Raw genomic sequence first — 18,190 nt, 5'->3', positions numbered from 1 at the left:
GGGTGCTGGCGTCGGCGACCAGCTCTGCAGCTGTCAGCGTCCGCCAACCGCTGACGCTGACGCCGGCGGGTGCGGTCGACGGCTGGTACGCCTACGCCCTCGACATCCGTTCGCGGGTCGAACTGCTGCCCACATTCGCCACGCTGCTCGATGAGCCCCGCTCCCCGGTCGACATCATCGCCGACCCGGTGCGCGGGGTGCTGGTCTTCACCACCACCGCAGCCACCGTCGACCGCGCTCGCGACGACATCCAACTCGCTGTCGCCGACGCCGAAGCAACCCTGCGCAGCACGATCGGCTACCAGCAGTACTCCCTGCAGACCGTCGGCAGCATGCGCGTTTTCGACGTTCAGCAGCGCTCGCCGATAGCGACGATCTCGGCGATCTCCATCGGCGCCGGCGCGACGTTGGTGACCGGCCTCGGATTGCTGCGCGCAGCGCGGCGGCGTGCCGAACCCGCCCTCGATCAAGCGACTCCCCAGGAGGCGACATCGGTACCGTGACCAAGCCCATCGTGCTCGTCGAACTCTCCCCGTCGGGGGGTCTGTTCCAGTTCGCCTTCGAGCTGGGCAGCGCCCTGGCCGCGCGCGGCGAGCGGGTTGAGCTCTGGACCGGACCCCGACCCGAAATGACGTCGTCCCAACCGGGTTTCACCGTGCGGCCGGTGCTTCCGACCTGGCATCCCGGTGACGCTGAGGTGCGTTCCCGGATCTTTCGGCTCGTGCGGCGCGGATTGCGTGCGGCACAGCTGATCTTTGCCTGGAAGGTGCTGAGTTTTCGGCTGCTCGCGACCCGCCCGCGAGCGGTGCTGTGGTCGCAATGGCGGTTCTTCTTCGAACCACTGTTCGTCGTTGTGCTGTCGTCGCTGTTGCGCTCGAGCACCCTCGGGCTGATCGCCCACGAGCCGCTGCCCCGCTCCGACGCCAAGGACACCAGCACACCGAAGTCCGGCACGGTGCTCACCCGAGCGTTCCGCGCCGCCTGGCAACGGTTGGACGTGGCGTTCGTCCTCGGCCCGCGCACCCGTGACCTGGCCGTCTCCTACTGGCACCCGCGATGCCCGGTGTACGTCATCCCGCACGGCGCAGAGCCGGGTCTGCGTGGCGGCAGGCAGGTGCGGGCGGTGACCGACACCGAACCTGTGGTGTTGTTCTTCGGGGTGTGGTCGAAGTACAAGGGGATCGAGGTGCTGCTGGACGCTTTTGCGCTGGTGCGCGCCGAACTGCCCGACGCGCGACTGGTGCTGGCGGGAGCGGCCGGCGCCGACATCGACGTGGCGACGGTTCTCGACCGGGCCCGCCAGATCGGCAACGTCGACGCCCGCCCCGGCTATGTGGCGGTCGACGATGTCGCCGCGCTGTTCGATTCGGCCAGGGTGGTGGCAACCCCCTACATCCGCGCCACCCAGAGCGGTGTGGCACACCTGGCCTTCACCTTCGGTAGACCCGTCGTCGCCACCGACATCGGCGACCTCGCCGACGTCGTCCAGCACGATGTGACAGGACTGCTCGTCGGTCCTGGTGACGCCGTGGCGCTGGCCGCCGCGATCGTCGAACTACTGAAGGATCCTGCGCGGGCAGCGCGACTCGGCACCGCAGGCGAAGCCGGCGTCACCGACGCCTGGGCGGTCGCGGCCGCCCGAGTGTCCGCCGCACTGGAGGATCTACGGTGACCGGGCGGCGCCGGACCTCGGCACTGGCTGTGGCGTTGACCCTGGTCGGGTTGTCCGGCGCAGTCGCCTGCACCTCGCCGGAACAGGATGCGCCGTCGGCCAGCCCGTTCGCCGACACCAGCCCGTGGCGCCAGCTGATCGCCGCCGATGTGCGCGTCGACCCACAGAGCGCGGCGATGATCGCGGCCGTGCAGCCGGAACCGGCGCTGAACGCAAACTTGATCGAATTCGGCATTCCGATCGTGCGCGCGGACAGCGACACCCCGACCTATACCGTGTCGTGCACCCGCACCGACTACGGAATCTGTCCGTTCGCCGGCTGGCCCGTCGCCATCCCCGACGCCGCGGCACCCAACACCGGCTCCGACGGGGTCCTGGTCAGCGTCGACGAATCCACCGGCGTGATCTACGAATTCTGGCGCGCCGAAAAGGTCGGTGACACCTGGACGACCGCGTTCGCAGCAGTCAACAGCGTGCGCGGATCCGGTTGGGGTGGCGCCTCGACCGGGTCAGGTGCCTCCCGGCTCGGTGGCGTGGTCCGGATCGCCGAGATCGCCGACGGCGAGATCAACCATGCGCTGGCGCTGCAGTCGAACAACGCCTGCCCGACGTTCCGCCCGCCCGCCCTCAAAAGCGACGGCACCTCGACGAGACCGGACTGCATCCCGGAGGGTGCCCGCCTGCAACTCGACCCGGCGGTGGACCTGAACTCCCTGGGGCTGCGTCCTGGTGAGTTGGCCGTCGCGACTGCGATGCAGCGCTACGGTGGCTATTTGATGGACGTGGCCGAGGCACCGCTCAGCGTCAGCTTCGAACTCGACCGGGACGCTGCGGCAGGCGAATTGGGTCAGACCTATTCCGACGCCGGATTCCGCTGGGATTACGACGCGATGGAAAACGTACCGTGGGACAAACTGAGAGTGCTGACGTGACAACAGGAATCAACGCACTGGTGCTCATCGACGCCTTTCGCATGGGAGGCGCAGAAACCCTGCTGGCCCCGATGATCAGTGCGTCGCGCGACACTGACGTCACCATGGACGTGGTCAGTGTCTCACCGGCCGACTGGAACTCCGAGAAGACCATGGCGATCCTCGCCGAGGCGGGAATCAGCACCCGGTCGCTGGGCATCCGCCGACTGCTCGACCCGGTGGCGCTGCCGCGACTGGTCAACACGATTCGTTCCGGACGCTACGACATCGTGCACGCCCACCTCGAGATGGCGATGACGCTCGCGGTTCCCGCCGCGGCAGTGGCCCGCCGACCGGTGGTGTGCACCTTCCACCACGTGGCGCACCCGTTGACCGGACGGGCCGCCAAGCGCGAGCGCCTGGCCGTGGAGGCCGCGACCCGCTCCCGGCGGGCGCTGTTCGTCTCCGAGGCGTCGCGGCGCTCCTTCGCCGAGACGTACCGCCCCACGAAGATGCCGGACAACTGGGAGGTCATGCACAACGGCATCGACATCTCGAACTTCTCGCCGGGACCTGCCGATCCGCAGGTGCGGCGCGACCTCGCCGCCGGGGCGTCCGGTCCGGTCGTCGTGCTGCCTGCGGCGTTCCGCGACTTCAAAGGCATCCCGATCGCGATACGCGCCTGGCCGCTGGTCCTCGAGCGGCACCCCGACGCCGTGCTCGCCCTGACCGGCGGCGGCGACCTCGAAGACGAGCTGCGCCGACTCGTCGCCGAACTCGGGCTGGGCGACTCCGTCGTCTTCGTCGGTGTGCGCACCGACATGCCTGAGGTCTACCGGGCGGCCGACGTCGTGCTGCTGCCGTCGACGTACGGCGAGAACCTCCCGACCGTGCTCATCGAGGCGTCCGCCACCGCGTGCCCCATCGCGGCGTCACGGATCGGGGGCATTCCCGACATCGTGCCCGACGGCGAAGCCGGGCTGCTGTTCGAACCCGGATCGACCGAGGGCCTTGCCGATTCGGTGTGCCGGCTTCTCGACGACGCCGATCTGCGGCGGGAGCTGGCTGCGCGGGCCTGCGAGCGTGCGCGACAGGAGTTCTCGGCGGCCGCCTGGTTAGCGCGGCTGCGGACGACCTATCTGCAGGCGATGGGCACCCGCCGGTGAGCCGACCGCACGTCGGCTACCTGGTGTCCCGCTTCCCGGTCACCTCCGAGACGTTCATCGTCCGGGAGCTCGAGGCGCTCGACCGACTGGACAGCTACGACCTCGAGATCAGGTCGCTGTTCCCGTCGCCGGACCAGCCCATGCACGAGATCGCCCGGCGATGGACCGAGCACCTGGCCAGACCCGCCGCGCGGGACGCCCTCGTCGGCTTCGGCTGGGCAGTGCTGACCCGGCCGGTGACCGTGCTGGCGGTGCTGGCCGGGGTGACCGCCGGCTACCTCAGGCGTCCGCCGCTGCTGGCGCGGGCGCTGACGACGGTGCTGCTGGCCTGCGCGCATGCCCGGGATCTGGCGCGGGACCGCCGTCCCTGCCACATCCATGCGCACTACGCAACCTATCCCGCGCTGGCGGCCTGGGTGTGCCGCCGACTCATCGACTGTTCCTACAGCTTCACCGCCCACGCGCACGACATCTACGTCGACACGTCGATGCTGGACCGCAAGATCGCCGACGCCCGCTACGTGGTGACGATCTCGCAGTACAACCGGGCACTGCTCGAGGGGCGCAACCCGGCGGGCACTCCCATCCGCGTCGTCCATGCCGGCATCGACACCGCGGCCTACGACTTCCGCCCCCGCGGCATTCCGTCCCAGGGCCCCGTCCGGGCGCTCACCGTCGCGTCGCTGCAGCAGTACAAGGGCCATGCCGTGCTGCTGGCAGCGCTGGCGAAAGGCGGGCACGAGGTCGACCGGATCACGCTCGACCTCATCGGTGACGGTGTGCTGCGCGGCGATCTCGAGGCTCTTGTCGAGCGACTGGGTCTGCGCGACCGGGTCCGCTTCCTGGGAAGTCGTAGCGAACAGGACGTTCGGGCGGCGCTCGCCGTGGCGGACCTGTTCGTGCTGCCGAGCGTCGTGGCGGACGACGGACAGATGGAAGGCCTGCCGGTGGCGCTGATGGAAGCCCTGGCCTGTGGGGTGCCGACGGTGTCGACCGAACTGTCCGGGATACCCGAGATCGTCGTCGACGGGGTCACCGGACTTCTGGCGACCTCCGACGACGCGGACAGCCTCAACGCGGTGCTGGCAGCGATGATCCGGCGGGGGAGTGCCGCGGTCGTGTTCGCTGCGGCCGGCCGGGAGTTGGTGACCGCCGAGTTCGATCTGAGCGCGTCGATCGCGGCTCTGACCTCGCTCATGTCGCAGAATCTGCCCTCGATGAGCTGATTTGCTCATTGCCGTTGGCGATCTTTGCTCGCGACACGGCATCTGTGGAGTATCGTCTCCTAATCATCTCCGAACCAGGCTGGGGGAGAACAAATGTCAGTGAACGATGGGCCCACGACGTTGTGCTGGCAAGTATCGTCCGAGCCGGCTCCCGATGGCAACGGTGCTTTTGCTGAGTGCAACTTTGCTGAAACTGCGCCGCTACGTCGAGTTCCTGCTGTCCCAGCGGCCCACCGCCGAGTCGCCCGGCCGCCCTCGATGGCCGGATGGCGGGTCGATCACACGCTCATCGGCCGTGTCGGGGCGTTGGCGGTGATGCTGGGAGTGGGCGTCGCGGTCGTGGCCACCGCGGGAACCGCATCCGCCGACAACACGGACGTCGGTTCGCCAGAATCCACGACCGAGCGTGCGCAGGAACCGCGGCCCAACCGTGACGGTGCCTCATCGAACAACGGGGCCTCATCGAACAAGCGCGGCGCCGGCGACCGGGACGAGCGTCGGTCGTCGCGGAACACCCGTGAGTCGAAGAGGAACGCCGAGAAGTCGGGTCGCGACGCCGACGACGACACCCCGGCCGGGAATTCCAGCACCGCGGGGAATCCCCGGCAGTCGTCCACCACGGTCGATATCGAAACCCCGTCGACGACATCGCCGGCGCCGGACTCTCCGCAGGCACCCGCTGCTCCCGTGCACAGCACGATGCTGCTCACGGCGGCGTCGGCCTCGGCGCGTCGGCCCAGTGAGGTCGCGCCCGCCGCCGCGACGACCACCGGCACCACCGAGTTGATCGAACCCGCCGAGGACGAGGTGATCGAAGCCGAGTCCATGGTGATCTCGCGATCCCGCAACGGAGCCACCTACACCGACTCGCTCGCCTCCGGCGGATCCGCGGTGGTGTTGAACAAGAACGCGTCGCTGAAGACGACGGCGACACTGGCCGAGTTCAGCAGCCTGGTGATCCGCGCCAGAGGAGACCAGTACCGGGGCGCCCCGACGATGAAGGTGTCCGTCAACGGAAACGTCGTCTCCACGGTCGCGGTGACGGCCACCACGTGGACTGACTACACCATCGACTACAGCGCGCCGGCAGGCACCTACACCGTCACCGTCGCCTTCACCAACGACCTGTACTCGCGCAAATACGGCGACCGCAACCTGCGGCTGGACAACGTGACCGCGGTCGCGGCAGCCATCACACCGCCACCGCCACCGCCCGGGGGCACGAGCGGCCCCGGCTATTTCGCCGGCGCCGACTGGTTGTGGAACCCCATCGGGGCCAACCCGGTGCTCGACGCCAACAGCGCGACCTGGGTGAGTTACCTCGCCGCAACGGACGCCCAGCGGGTCGCCAACCTCTACGAGTACTCGGTGGCGATGGTCTCGGCATCTGAAATCACCTCCGGCACACCCCGATACGACGTCACGCTCACCCAGCCTTGGGGCAACGACCCGTTCGGTTCCACCACGGTGCCGATCCCGGTCGGGACCGAGGTGCCGCCCGGTTCCGACGGCCACCTCGCGATACTCGATCCGACGACCGGGAAGGCCTACGGCATCTGGCAGGCGGCCTACGACAGCGCCACGGACACCTGGTCGGGCTCATGGGGCGGAATGACCGACCTCAACGGCAACGGCATCGACCAGACAGGATCGGCCACCGCCGCGGCCATCGCCCGCTACGCCGGAGTGGTCACCGCCGAGGAATTCAGCGCCGCGGTGGCCGCCAACACCGGCCTGGGCCATGCGCTGGCCTTCTCCACCGACCTCGCCGGCCCCGACTTCGTTTATCCGGCAATCAAATCCGATGGCCAGAACTGGGCGGGCGTCGCCACACCGATCCCCGAGGGCTACCGGATCCAGCTGGACCCGAGCCTGGACATCGATGCGATGGCCGGGATGACCGCGGGCGAAAAGGTGATCGCCAAGACCTTGCAGACCCACGGCGCCTACGTCGTGGACCAGGGCGGCGCTCGAATGGCCTTCGCCTTCGAACTGGTCGACGACGCCACCTCCAGCTCGCCGGGCTCGGTATGGACCGACGCCGGATTCGCCTGGGACTACTACGACATGAACGGTATCCCGTGGTCTGGACTGAGGGTGCTGGCACCCACGACGGTGACCGTGTAGCCGCATAACCCGGGGCGGCGACGAGGCGAAACCCCGCAGGAGACGCCAGTGGTCTTGTAAGTTGGCTAGCGCGTCTCACGACGTCGATCAAGCCGAGGAGGCTGAGCTGCCTACGACTCACGAAGCCAGAACCCGGCGGCTTCCTCCCCTTGTCGCGTTCCTCGCCGCTGTCGTTCTGGTCGTCGGGCTGGCACCGCCGGCGCACTCGCAACCGGCCGACATCGAGGCCCCCCCAGCGCTCCTGACACTGTCTCTGGCCGAACTCGGTTCGGACACCACTGTCTGGTTCTACGGTGACACGAGTTCGGCATCGCTGTCCTTCCCGGTGCCCAAGGGGCTGAGGCCGGCCACGTTGAACGCCACCCTGGATCTGCCCTTCGCAGTGGCCTCCGGAAATCTCACGGTGCTGCAGGACGATCGGCTGATCAGCACGATCGCGCTTCCCCCGGCGGATCTCGACCCGGTCATCCTGCCGTTGGACACCGTCGAGGTCATCGATGACTCGGTCACGGTGACGTTGAAACTCAGCGCCCTGGCAGCCGATCGGTTCTGCCTGGACCAGGAGAACCCGGTCGGCCTGATCAACGGTTCGCTGACCTACACCGGCGCGGAATCGGCACCCACCACCGTTGCCGACTTCCTGCCTCCGATCCTGCGCACCTTGACGATCGGCATCCCGGGGGAGCCGACGCAGGCCGAGTCGGATGCCGCAGTGCAGCTGGCCGCGGCCCTGCAAGCACGCTACCGCGGCCAGGACCCGCGGGTGCTTCTGCTTCCGCTCGCCGCCGACGAGACCACCATCGCCGGTCCGGCAGAGCAGTTCGAGCGTCGCATCGTCGTCAAAGACGGTGAGCAGGAAGGCGTCTCGCTGCAACTCGGCGACGTTCCCCAACTACTGATCTCCGGCGGGCCAGACGATCTGACCAACCAGACCCGGCTGCTCACCGATGTATCCCTCAACCTCGCCGTCAGCACCAGCGTCGTCGCGGGTGACATGCGCCCCGCCGGGCCCGCCGTTGGCGACTCGACGACGCTGGCGCAGCTGGGTGCAGTCAACTTGTCGAACGTCGGGGTGGCGCCCCAGGTGGGCCTGCCGTTGGACCAGACTCGATTCGGCCACTCCACCGAAGGGTTCCGGGTGCACGTGACGGGATCACACACACCGGTCCCCGCCGACGTCGGAGCCCGACTGACCGCCTCGGTGAACGGGGAAGTCATCGATTCATGGGGCACCGGTCCCGACAGCGCCATCGACCACTGGGTCGACATCCCCGACAGGTTGGTGACGCGCTACACCAACCTCGTCGTGGGGATGGACACGAGCGGTAACACAGGCCGTTGCGGCGAGTTCCGGCCGATCACCCTCACCATCGACGGCAGTTCAGTGGTCGAGTCGTCACCCGCTGTGCCGCCGGTCCCGGCCGGCTTCGGCTCGCTGCCGCAGGCGTTGATGCCCCGCATGCAGGTCGGTCTCACTCCGCAGAACTTCGCCGACATCGAACGCGCGATGCAGATCGTCGTCGGGCTTCAGCGCCTGAGCGTGGTGCCGCTGCTGACCGAGGTGACACCCATCCAGCAGGCCCTCGACAGCGACGAACCGGCCATCGTGATCAGCCCCGACGGCTGGGACGACGAGTCGGTGCCACTTCCGGTCAGCAGCCAGGACCGAGTTCTGACGCTCGTCGGGTTCGGGGCTGACGACGAGCAGACGACGCTGACGCTGGATCCCGGGATGAAATTCGGCTCCCTGCAGACCGTTTTCGACGGACAACGCTCACTGCTGATCGCCACCTCCAACGGCGCCCCGGCGCAACTCGACGAACTCCTGCGATGGCTCAACAGCGACCCGCGGGGGTTGGCGAAGCTTCGTGGGAACGTCGTCGTGGCGATCGAAGGTAGCGAACCGCAGATGGTGCCCGACCGAACACCGGTCAGCGTATATGGGCCCCCGGCATCGGATGCGCAAACCGAAGCCCAGGGGCAGGGCGGTAGCGGGGTGTCGATCATGTGGATCGGCGCGGGCATGCTCGCCGCGGTCGGCATCGGCGCCGCTGCCTACCTGCTGGGAAAGCGTCGACGATCGTCTTGACCTACCTCAGGCTTACCGGCTCCGGTCGAATGATCATGGTGCGGATGACTATTGATGCTCGGCCATAGGCCGGAAGTACATAGTCAGCCGAAATTTCCGTTACCGTTAACCGCGTGACCGCCTTGCCCAGGTTCGACGATTGGCTCAATCGCGTGCTCGAAGTGTGCGCTCTGGAAGCCGGTGAGGACGTCGACACCTATGTTGTCCGTGCCGTGGCGTCCCGGATGGTGGGCGACCGGCGGCGCGTCGACAGCCGTGCAGTCGAGGAGTTGCTGGGCCATCTGTCGGAGGCGGGAGTGTTTGCCGAAACAGCGATGCCGAACGTAACTGTGGCCGTAGCCGATCCGGACCGGTTGCGCGCCCTGTATGCCACCGGGTTACTCGATTCCCCGCCGGAGGAGGTCTACGACCGGATCACCCGGGCCGCCGCCGACGCGCTGGACGCTCCACACGCCCTAGTGTCGCTGGTGGACTCCGACCGGCAATTCTTCAAGAGCGCGGCTGGGCTGGACATCGGTTCGCCCGAGGAAAGGCAAACGCCACTCGAGAAGTCTGTTTGTCAGTATGCCGTGGCAAATGGCGCACCGCTGATCCTCGAAGACGCTCGCGCCGACCCGATCTTCAAGAACCACCCCGCAGTCCGCGACGGCACCGTCGTCGCCTACCTCGGAATCCCGTTGGTCGATCAGCACGGAAATGCTATCGGCACACTGTGTGTTTTCGACACCAAACCGCGGTTGTGGGGCACCGGGCACGTCCAGGTGCTGACCGATCTGGCAGCACTGGCCGCCGACCGGATCTTCGGCCCTGCGGCCAGCAACAACCGCTGACGAAGTCGTTTCGGGCAAATTTTCTGCGCTGCTCTGCTGATTGCAGTTCAGCAAATCCTGCGGGTGCCCTGGCCATTCGACAGGACTGGCCCTCGAGCAACGCCTACAGTTGACCTCTGAGTTTCGTCCGGGGGATCAACGCATGCAATTAGACATCGAGGCGGAGTCACCCGCGCCGCGTCCTGGACCCACGGCGCGGCGGTTGAAGTCGGTGCCGCCACTTCATCACCAATCCGAGCCTGAAGGAGGCTTGATGGCTCGGCTGCGGAACGAGTCGGGCTATGTGGCCCTCTCCGTCGGCCTGGATGTCTGGGCGGCGTTCTGGGCGGTGCTGATAGCTCAGTGGCTCACCCCGGGACCCGTCGGCGACGGCAACATCGCGCTGTATTCGTGGCTGTTCGTCCCCATCGTCATCCTCATCCTGGTCACCAGGTCGATGTACCGGCGCAAACTCGACCACAGCTTCCTCGACGACTTCGAACCGGTGATGACGTCGGTGGCGGTAGCCACGTTGGCGACGTTGATGGTGATGCTGCTGTTGGTGCCTTCCTTCCCGGTCGGCTCGGTGGTCAGTGACTACGTGCGGCCCAGCGACGTGATGGTGCGAGTCTGGGTGTGCGCGGCCATCCTGATCCCATTGGTACGGCTCATACGTTCGCTCGCGCAGCGCTACCTGCGACGCAAGCACCACTTCGGGGCGCCGGCGCTGATCATCGGGTCCGGGCCGATCGCCCACCAAATCATCGCCCGGATGCGGCAGGTACCCGACTACGGCCTGCATCCCGCTGGGCTGCTCGACGACAGGAGGCCGCTCGACGGGGATCCGATCGACGTGCCGTACTTCGGCACCACCGAGAACATCGAAATCGCCGCCCGCGCAACCAATGCCTCGGAGCTGATCGTCGCACCGTCCTCGGTGTCCGATGAAGAGCTCGCGCGAACCGCGCAGGTGGCGCAGAACCTCGGCATGCGGGTGCGGGTGGTTCCCAGGCTGATGGACGCCGTCGGTGGCGGCGCCCGGGTCGAACACCTCGGCGGCGTACCGCTGATCGTGCTGTGCCGGATCGATGCCAAGGGGTGGCAGTTCACCGTCAAGCACGCCTTCGACCGCACGGCTGCGGCGTTGGGGCTGCTGCTGATCTCGCCGCTGTTCCTCACCCTGGCGCTGCTGGTGAAGCTGAGCTCCCCGGGGCCGGTCTTCTTCAGACAGGAACGCATCGGCCGCGACGGAATAGTGTTCGGCTGCCTGAAGTTCCGCAGCATGCGGCCCCTGGACCCGGACAAGGCGAACTTCCAGCTCAAAGACGGTGCCGCCCCCGGCGGTGTCGAAGGGGAGGACCGGCGCACCAGGATCGGCAAGATCATGCGCAAGACCTCGCTGGACGAGCTGCCGCAGTTGGTCAACGTGCTGAAGGGGGACATGAGCCTGGTCGGCCCACGTCCCGAACGACCGGAGTTCGTCGAACTCTTCGAAATGCAGATTCGGCGTTACGGCGAGCGGCACCGGGTCAAGGCAGGCATCACCGGCTGGGCCCAGGTTCACGGGTTGCGGGGGCAGACCTCTATCGCCGACCGGGCGGAGTTCGACAACTACTACATCGAGAACTGGTCGCTGAACCTCGATTTCAAGGTTCTTGTGCTCACCGTGTTGGCAGTGCTTCGAAGCGTGGAAGATTGACCACCGTCGGCGGTGCCCTCGACGCGCCGGGGCCGGCCCATGTCGGTTTGATCCCCGACGGGCTGCGGCGTTGGGCGAGCTCGCACGACGAGACCTTTGCCCAGTCTTATCTGCGTGGTGCCGAGAAGGTCGTCGAGATTCTCTTGGCCCTGCAGCGAAACGGTGTCCGGACTGTGACGGTGTACAACCTGAGCCGCGCCAACCTGATGCGGGGCGATGCTGAACTGTCCGGGGTCTATGCCGCGTCGGTGCACTTCTTCGACACCCTGATCCCCGCTCATTTTGACCCCGCTGTCTGTGGTGTGCGCTTGCACGGTGACCTGGATCTGCTGCCTGCCAACTACCTTTCCGCTGCACGTGCCGCGGAAAGGGCCATGACCGGAACCGAATTCCGGATCAACATGCTCGCGGCGTACGACGCGGGTGACGAACTGCGTGCCGCACATCGGCGGGCCCTGCGCGACGGCTGTGACATCAACGCCGCCTTCGGCATCGGAGACGTCGACATGGTCATCCGCACCACGCCGGAGCCACTGCTGAGCGGGTTCCTACCGCTGCAAAGCCAGTATGCCCAACTGATCTTCCTGACCACGCCGCTCAACGAACTCGAGGCAAGCCACATCGACGCCCTCGTCGCCGACTTCCGACGATCCCCCCAGTTGCACGGCCGGTAACGGCGTCATGGCGTCGAACAGGAATCCGCTGATCATCGGCGCCGGCCCCGCCGGGCTGACCGCCGCGCTGAAACTCCTCGACAAGGGCGCCGTCCCCCGCATCTACGAAGCGTCCGGACACATCGGTGGACTGGCCCGGACGACGAACGACGGTGGCTGGCGCGTCGACCCCGGAGGTCACCGGTTCTTCACCCGAAGTGAGGAAGTCCTCGACCTGTGGATGTCCCTGCTTCCGCCTGACCAATGGATCTCGGTTCAGCGACGCTCCGCGATGCTGGTGCGGGGCCACTATGTGCGTTACCCGCTCGTCGGCCGAGACCTGTTGACCCAGTTGGGTTACGCCAGCGGAATGCGGGGCCTCGGCAGCCTGCTGTGGTCCCGGCTGCGGCGCGGGCATCCGGTGTCCGGAGCCGCCAGCTTCCGTGACTGGGGCACTGACGAGTTCGGCCGCTACTGGTACACCATGTTCTTCGACGGTTATGTTCGCAAGACGTGGCTGACCGATCCCGGTGACATCGCCAGTGACTGGGCGAACCAACGGATCCGACCGATCGGTTGGCGCACGAAGAAGGAATCGGACTTCGCCCAGAACGACGTCTTCCGGTATCCGCGGCGCGGCCCCGGCCAACTCTGGGAAGCCGCCGCCGCGCAACTGGCCGACGCGGGCGTCGTACCCTGCCTGAACTCGCCCGTCGCCAGTGCGCGGTTCGACGGCGGCCGATGGACCGTCACGCTGGGTAACGGCGAGACCGCGTCCGGCGACGCGTTGTTCTCGAGCATGCCGCTGCGGTTGCTGGTCGAGGCACTCGATCCGCTACCGCCCAAACACATTCGGGCGCTCGCCGGAGGCCTGCGGCATCGGGGACTGATCACCGTCGCCGTCGCACTTCGCGACGCCATCGACATCCCGTTCAACTGGGTGTACACCCCCGACAAGGAGCTTCAGGTCGGCCGGATCCAGAACTACGGCCGGTGGTCGCGCGAACTCTCGCCGCCGGACTGGGACGGCGCCTATCTGGGACTCGAATACTTCATCGAACCGGACGGGGAATTGTGGAGCGCCGGCGACGCTCGCATGACCGCGCTGGTCGAAGACGATCTCCGCAAGCTCGGGATCAACCCTTCGGCGATCGAGCACGTCCGGATCGTCCGCTTCCAACACGCCTACCCCGTCTACGACCGTGCGCGGGAACGAAGTGTGGCCCGGGTTCGGGATCACCTGCGCACGCACTACCCGTCGCTGCACCCGATAGGACGCAACGGCATGCACCACTACGACAACCAGGACCACGCGATGCTCAGCGCCATGCAGAGCGTCGAGCGCTACTTCGGCGCCGACGTGGACCCGTGGCAGGTCAACACCGAGAAGCGGTATCAGGAAAGCGGTCTGCTCGGGAAGTGACGCCGGGCGCCGGTGTCAGCGGCCGAACAGTCGCGTGACCAACCGATCGAGCGTTGCCCGCAGGCCGCTGCCTCCTGGCATGAATCGCGGGCACTCACAGGACGAACAGTCCGTGCCGGCTCGGTAATGCGCGTGAGCCGAACGGTCGTGGCCGCAGCGACATTGAGCCTCCATCGGATAGAAGATACGTCGTCGGCGCGGTTTGCCCGGCGGGTTCGGACGCGAGTGTGAAGCCAGGGTTGTGCTCGGGCGGCAAATCACAACCCGGAACGCTATTCCGCGGTTCTGGATAGAGTGCTGCCGTGGGATATCCGGAGAATGTGCTGGCCAAAGACGAACACGTGGTCCTGCACCGCCATCCGCACTGGGGCCGGCTGACCCTGCCGGCGCTGCTGCTGATCGTCGCCACCGCCGCTGCGGCGTTCATCGCCGGCTACGTCAACACGCTGAACTGGGAGTCCAACGCCAAGAACACGGTGTTCCTCGTCATCGCGGCGATCTGGCTGCTACTCATTGGCTGGCTGACCGTGTGGCCGTTCCTGAACTGGTGGACCACTCACTTCGTTCTCACTGACCGCCGGGTGATGTTCCGTCACGGCCTGGTCACCCGTCAGGGCATCGACATCCCGCTGGCCCGGATCAACAGCGTGGAGTTCCGCCACGGCCCCATCGACCGCATCTTTCGCACCGGCACGCTGATCATCGAATCCGCGGCGCAGGGACCCCTCGAGTTTCACGACATCCCACGAGTGGAACGCGTGCACTCACTGCTGTATCACGAGGTCTTCGACACCCTGGGGTCCGAGGAATCGCCCAGCTGAGGTAGCCGTTTGATGCAGTAACATCAGGTGCATGCGCACCACGCTGTCCATCGACGAAGATGTGCTGCTTGCGGTGAAGGAGCGTGCCCGCCGCGAGAAGCGCACCGTCGGCGATGTGCTGTCAAGCCTGGCGCGGCAGGCGTTGACTCAGCAACAGAATGCGGGGCCGCGGACATCCGTCGAAAGCGTGCACGGCTTTGTTCCCTTCGAGCATCGCGGGCCTGCCGTGTCCAACGCGCTCGTCGACCGACTGCGCGACGAAGACGCGGTGTGAGCCGCTCCCTGCTGGACGTGAACGTCCTCATCGCGTTGCTGGACAGTGACCACGTCGACCATCAGCGCGTCCAGCAATGGATTGCTGCCGAGATCCACACCGGCTGGGCGTCGTGCGCCATCACTCAGAACGGCTTCGTTCGCATCGTCAGCCAGCCCCGATACCCAAGCCCCGTGCCACCTGCGCAAGCGATCAGCACGTTAGCGCGCGCCGCAGCGACCGAGCATCACGAGTACTGGCCGTGCTCGGTCAGTCTCCTCGACGACGAGCTCATCGATCACACGCGGCTGCACGGCCATCGCCAGGTCACCGATGCATATCTGCTAGCCCTCGCGACCGCGAACGGCGGACGGTTCGTGACCCTCGACCAGTCGATCTCCGTGGGCGCTGTCCGCCGCGCCGACCCGGAACATTTGGTCGTGATCTGAGCCCCTTAGGAAGTCTTCGACACCCTGGGGTCCGAGGAATCGCCCAGCTGACGCCGCGAGCGTCTGCGTGACTGCCGCATCGGGGTCACGTTGTCGGCCTCGGGGCCGTTCTCAGGCATCGGGTGGCGCAGTTCGTACTCGTCCTCGAGCGCCTCGGCGAAGCCGCCGCCGGTCAGCGTGGACTCCAGAGCCTTGTCCGGGTTGCGCGCGAACTCGTCGGGGAACACGAACCGGCGGAACGCCCAGAACCGGAACGCCATCTGCAGCAGGTTGCCCACGATGTAGGCCGAGATGAAGTCGGCGATGTTCTCGACGGCCAGCGTCACCATCGGCACCCGCAGCATCAGCACGTAGCTGGACACCCACAGCGGGGCCATGCTCAGCAGCACGCCCACCCCGCTGACGCCGAAGAACAGCAGCGCTTCGTGGTGACGCTCGCGGCCGCCGCGGTCGCGGAAGCTCCATTCCCGATTGAGGATGTAGGACGCGATGACCGCGACGATGCCGGCGATGATCTTGGCTGTCACCGGCTTGGGCTCGAGGATCGTCAGCTTGAGCGTGAAGAAGATCGTCAGGTCGATGACAAAAGTGGTGGCGCCCACGATGGCGAATTTGATCAGCTCGTGGTGCTGCTCAGCATATGGACGCAGCGGCCCCGGAAGGCGCTTGATCGTCGCATCGGCAAAAGACACAGGTTCAAAGTCTACGTAATCGTCCTTGGAACTACCTCATCGTGGGCTTTGCCGCAGGTCAATCCCGCCGTCACCGGCATGACACGATAGGCGTCGTGTCGCGAATATCAGCCTCACCGCCCGTCGTCGCCATGATCGGCGGCGGACAACTCGCCCGGATGACCCACCAGGCAGCAATTGCGCTGGGCCAGACGCTGCGCGTGCTGGCCACCAGCAGCGATGAAGCCGCCGCCCAGGTCAGCCCCGACGTCGTTCTCGGGTCGCACGCCGACCTGGACGCGCTGCGCCGCGCAGCCCAAGGTGTGACGGTCCTGACGTTCGACCATGAGCACGTGCCGACCGAGCACCTGGAGAGGCTGATCGCCGAGGGCGTGAACGTCGCTCCGCCCCCGTCGGCGTTGATCCACGCCCAGGACAAGCTGGTGATGCGTCGTCGCCTGGAGGCGCTCGGCGCCCCGGTGCCGCGCTACGCCGCCGTGGCGTCGGTGGACGATGTCGAGGCCTTCGCGCGTGAGGTCGGCGGTCCGGTGGTGATCAAGACCGTGCGCGGCGGCTACGACGGCCGCGGGGTGGTGATGGCGTCTTCGGTGGACGAGGCCCGCGACGTGGTGGCGCGCTACCTCGACGACGGCGTCGCAGTCATGGTCGAGGAACGGGTGGCGATGCGTCGTGAGCTCGCGGCGCTGGTCGCGCACTCACCGTTCGGGCAGGGCGCGGCGTGGCCGGTGGTGGAGACGGTGCAGCGCGACGGGATCTGCGTGACGGTGCTGGCGCCCGCGCCCGGACTGTCCGAGAAACTCGGGTCCGCCGCGTCGGAGCTGGCGCTGCGACTGGCCAGCGAGCTGGGCGTGGTCGGCGTGCTGGCGGTGGAACTGTTCGAGACCGTCTCTGGTGAGTTGATGGTCAACGAACTCGCGATGCGCCCGCACAACTCCGGGCACTGGACCCTGGACGGCGCCCGCACCTCGCAATTCGAGCAGCATCTGCGCGCGGTGCTGGACTACCCGCTGGGCGACACATCGCCGACGGCGCCGTTCACGGTGATGGGCAACGTCCTCGGTGCCGCCGAGGCGCCGGCCATGTCGATGGACGAGCGTGTGCACCACCTGTTCGCCCGGATGCCCGACGCCAAGGTGCACCTCTACGGCAAGCAGGAGCGGCCGGGACGCAAGATCGGGCACGTCAACGTCGCCGGCGCGGATGCCGAGGTGCTGCGAGAGCGCGCCGAGCGGGCCGCACACTGGTTGTCGCACGCACAGTGGACCGACGGATGGGATCCTCACGCATGAGCGCTCGGGTAGGCCTGATCATGGGCAGCGACAGCGACTGGCCGGTGATGTCCGACGCCGCCGAGGCGCTCGCCGAGTTCGACGTGCCGTTCGAGGTCGGCGTCGTCTCGGCGCACCGCACGCCCGGGCGGATGTTGTCCTACGCGCAGGGTGCGGCTGAGCGCGGCCTGTCGGTGATCATCGCCGGAGCCGGCGGGGCGGCGCACCTGCCGGGGATGGTCGCCTCGGCCACGCCATTGCCGGTCATCGGGGTGCCGGTGCCGCTGGCCCGGTTGGACGGGATGGACTCGCTGCTGTCGATCGTGCAGATGCCGGCCGGGGTGCCGGTGGCCACGGTGTCTATCGGCGGGGCTCGCAACGCCGGGCTGCTGGCGGTGCGGATCCTGGGCTCGTCGGATGCCGCGCTGCGGGAACGGATGGCGGCATTTCAGGCCGGGCTGGAGAAAATGGTGCTCGAGAAGGACGAAGCGCTGCGCCAGCGACTGCTGGGGGAGTAGGTCCTGCCTTTGCGTTGAGACTGCGCTCAGGGCGGGAAAGTGCGAGTGCGCGTCGCCGTCAGTGCAGTGTCAACGCCGGGGAGCCGGCTGGCCAAATCGCCCCACACGTCGGGCTCTTCAATGGGATGAACCTCATACGCGGCGTAGCTCTCGTCCACCTCAGCGCAGCGACGGCGGGACAAGAGCCTTACGACGCCTTGAGGACGAGGACGGGTTCGGCGGTCGTCACCGGCATGGACACCGGGTAGTGGCCGGTGTCGACAGCGTGTGTTCCGACATCGATCATCGCTGATGCGCGTGACCAGCGGGTTTTGCCGTCCCACCCGCAGTCGCACCGAGCGGTGTAGCGGAACGTGGTCCCATCGATGTAGGCCTGCATGTCGTGAAAATTACCCATGGACAATGAGAACCAAC

The 18,190-nt window shown here is 67.1% G+C and carries 17 protein-coding genes and 1 pseudogene; 16 read left to right on the top strand and 2 right to left on the bottom strand.

The window, feature by feature from the left end; genetic code table 11:
- The 14 genes and pseudogenes from WA944_RS19070 to WA944_RS19005 all read left to right on the top strand — a co-directional run.
- Positions 1–503: pseudogene (locus WA944_RS19070) on the top strand (O-antigen ligase family protein); the annotation flags it as partial.
- A complete protein-coding gene (locus tag WA944_RS19065; protein WP_526647230.1) occupies positions 500–1,672 on the top strand; it encodes a glycosyltransferase family 4 protein in 1,173 nt (390 codons plus the stop codon). The pseudogene WA944_RS19070 and the gene WA944_RS19065, both read left to right, overlap by 4 nt.
- Positions 1,669–2,604: a hypothetical protein gene (locus WA944_RS19060; protein WP_526647229.1), complete on the top strand. Its 936-nt coding sequence runs from the start codon at positions 1,669–1,671 to the stop codon at positions 2,602–2,604. The genes WA944_RS19065 and WA944_RS19060 overlap by 4 nt, the downstream gene beginning before the upstream one ends.
- Complete coding sequence (locus WA944_RS19055; protein WP_526647228.1) at positions 2,601–3,749, top strand: glycosyltransferase family 4 protein; 1,149 nt, start codon at positions 2,601–2,603, stop codon at positions 3,747–3,749. Before WA944_RS19060 ends, WA944_RS19055 begins: the two co-directional genes overlap by 4 nt.
- A complete protein-coding gene (locus WA944_RS19050) occupies positions 3,746–4,975 on the top strand; it encodes a glycosyltransferase (RefSeq protein ID WP_526647227.1) in 1,230 nt (409 codons plus the stop codon). Before WA944_RS19055 ends, WA944_RS19050 begins: the two co-directional genes overlap by 4 nt.
- A gap of 258 nt (positions 4,976–5,233) precedes the next feature.
- Complete coding sequence (locus WA944_RS19045) at positions 5,234–7,102, top strand: carbohydrate-binding domain-containing protein (RefSeq protein WP_526647226.1); 1,869 nt, start codon at positions 5,234–5,236, stop codon at positions 7,100–7,102.
- Between the two features lie 61 nt (positions 7,103–7,163).
- Entirely contained in the window at positions 7,164–9,191 is a 2,028-nt protein-coding gene (locus WA944_RS19040; protein ID WP_526647225.1) for a hypothetical protein, read from the top strand.
- Between the two features lie 122 nt (positions 9,192–9,313).
- Entirely contained in the window at positions 9,314–10,021 is a 708-nt protein-coding gene (locus tag WA944_RS19035; RefSeq protein WP_526609135.1) for a GAF domain-containing protein, read from the top strand.
- A gap of 253 nt (positions 10,022–10,274) precedes the next feature.
- Positions 10,275–11,699 carry a sugar transferase gene (locus WA944_RS19030; protein ID WP_526647224.1) on the top strand — a complete coding sequence of 475 codons (1,425 nt, stop codon included), beginning with the start codon at positions 10,275–10,277 and terminating at the stop codon, positions 11,697–11,699.
- On the top strand, positions 11,696–12,373 hold the full coding sequence (locus tag WA944_RS19025; protein WP_526368412.1) for an undecaprenyl diphosphate synthase family protein: 678 nt from the start codon (positions 11,696–11,698) through the stop codon (positions 12,371–12,373). Before WA944_RS19030 ends, WA944_RS19025 begins: the two co-directional genes overlap by 4 nt.
- A gap of 7 nt (positions 12,374–12,380) precedes the next feature.
- Entirely contained in the window at positions 12,381–13,775 is a 1,395-nt protein-coding gene (locus WA944_RS19020; RefSeq protein WP_526368414.1) for a protoporphyrinogen/coproporphyrinogen oxidase, read from the top strand.
- Between the two features lie 302 nt (positions 13,776–14,077).
- A complete protein-coding gene (locus WA944_RS19015) occupies positions 14,078–14,596 on the top strand; it encodes a PH domain-containing protein (RefSeq protein WP_526368416.1) in 519 nt (172 codons plus the stop codon).
- A gap of 31 nt (positions 14,597–14,627) precedes the next feature.
- Positions 14,628–14,870 (top strand): CopG family transcriptional regulator, encoded by a 243-nt coding sequence (locus tag WA944_RS19010; RefSeq protein ID WP_526368418.1) that lies wholly within the window; start codon positions 14,628–14,630, stop codon positions 14,868–14,870.
- Complete coding sequence (locus tag WA944_RS19005) at positions 14,867–15,298, top strand: TA system VapC family ribonuclease toxin (protein WP_526368420.1); 432 nt, start codon at positions 14,867–14,869, stop codon at positions 15,296–15,298. The genes WA944_RS19010 and WA944_RS19005 overlap by 4 nt, the downstream gene beginning before the upstream one ends.
- Before the next feature lie 5 nt (positions 15,299–15,303).
- Here WA944_RS19005 and WA944_RS19000 read toward each other — a convergent pair whose 3' ends face one another.
- Positions 15,304–15,990, bottom strand: a complete 687-nt coding sequence (locus WA944_RS19000; RefSeq protein WP_526368422.1) for a GtrA family protein — start codon at positions 15,988–15,990, stop codon at positions 15,304–15,306.
- A 131-nt stretch (positions 15,991–16,121) separates the two neighbouring features.
- Between WA944_RS19000 and WA944_RS18995 the strand changes: the two genes are divergently transcribed.
- Together WA944_RS18995 and purE are read left to right on the top strand one after the other, a co-directional pair.
- Entirely contained in the window at positions 16,122–17,279 is a 1,158-nt protein-coding gene (locus WA944_RS18995; RefSeq protein ID WP_526368428.1) for a 5-(carboxyamino)imidazole ribonucleotide synthase, read from the top strand.
- Entirely contained in the window at positions 17,276–17,776 is a 501-nt protein-coding gene (purE, locus tag WA944_RS18990) for a 5-(carboxyamino)imidazole ribonucleotide mutase (protein WP_526368424.1), read from the top strand. Before WA944_RS18995 ends, purE begins: the two co-directional genes overlap by 4 nt.
- 187 nt (positions 17,777–17,963) lie before the next feature.
- Here the strand turns inward: purE and WA944_RS18985 are convergent.
- The coding region (locus WA944_RS18985) for a hypothetical protein (RefSeq protein WP_526368426.1) at positions 17,964–18,190 on the bottom strand (227 nt) is incomplete at its 5' end.

This window comes from Mycobacterium sp. (genome assembly GCF_049683355.1).
Lineage (GTDB): Bacteria > Actinomycetota > Actinomycetes > Mycobacteriales > Mycobacteriaceae > Mycobacterium.
Note: the sequence above shows the minus strand (reverse complement) of the source record. Positions and strands in the feature narration are given on the sequence as shown.

Coding starts and splice junctions, on each gene's coding strand:
- WA944_RS19030 (WP_526647224.1), top strand. CDS start 10,275: ATGGCTCGGCTGCGGAACGAGTCGGGCTATGTGGCCCTCTCCGTCGGC.
- purE (WP_526368424.1), top strand. CDS start 17,276: ATGAGCGCTCGGGTAGGCCTGATCATGGGCAGCGACAGCGACTGGCCG.
- WA944_RS18995 (WP_526368428.1), top strand. CDS start 16,122: ATGATCGGCGGCGGACAACTCGCCCGGATGACCCACCAGGCAGCAATT.
- WA944_RS19010 (WP_526368418.1), top strand. CDS start 14,628: ATGCGCACCACGCTGTCCATCGACGAAGATGTGCTGCTTGCGGTGAAG.
- WA944_RS19045 (WP_526647226.1), top strand. CDS start 5,234: ATGGCCGGATGGCGGGTCGATCACACGCTCATCGGCCGTGTCGGGGCG.
- WA944_RS19020 (WP_526368414.1), top strand. CDS start 12,381: ATGGCGTCGAACAGGAATCCGCTGATCATCGGCGCCGGCCCCGCCGGG.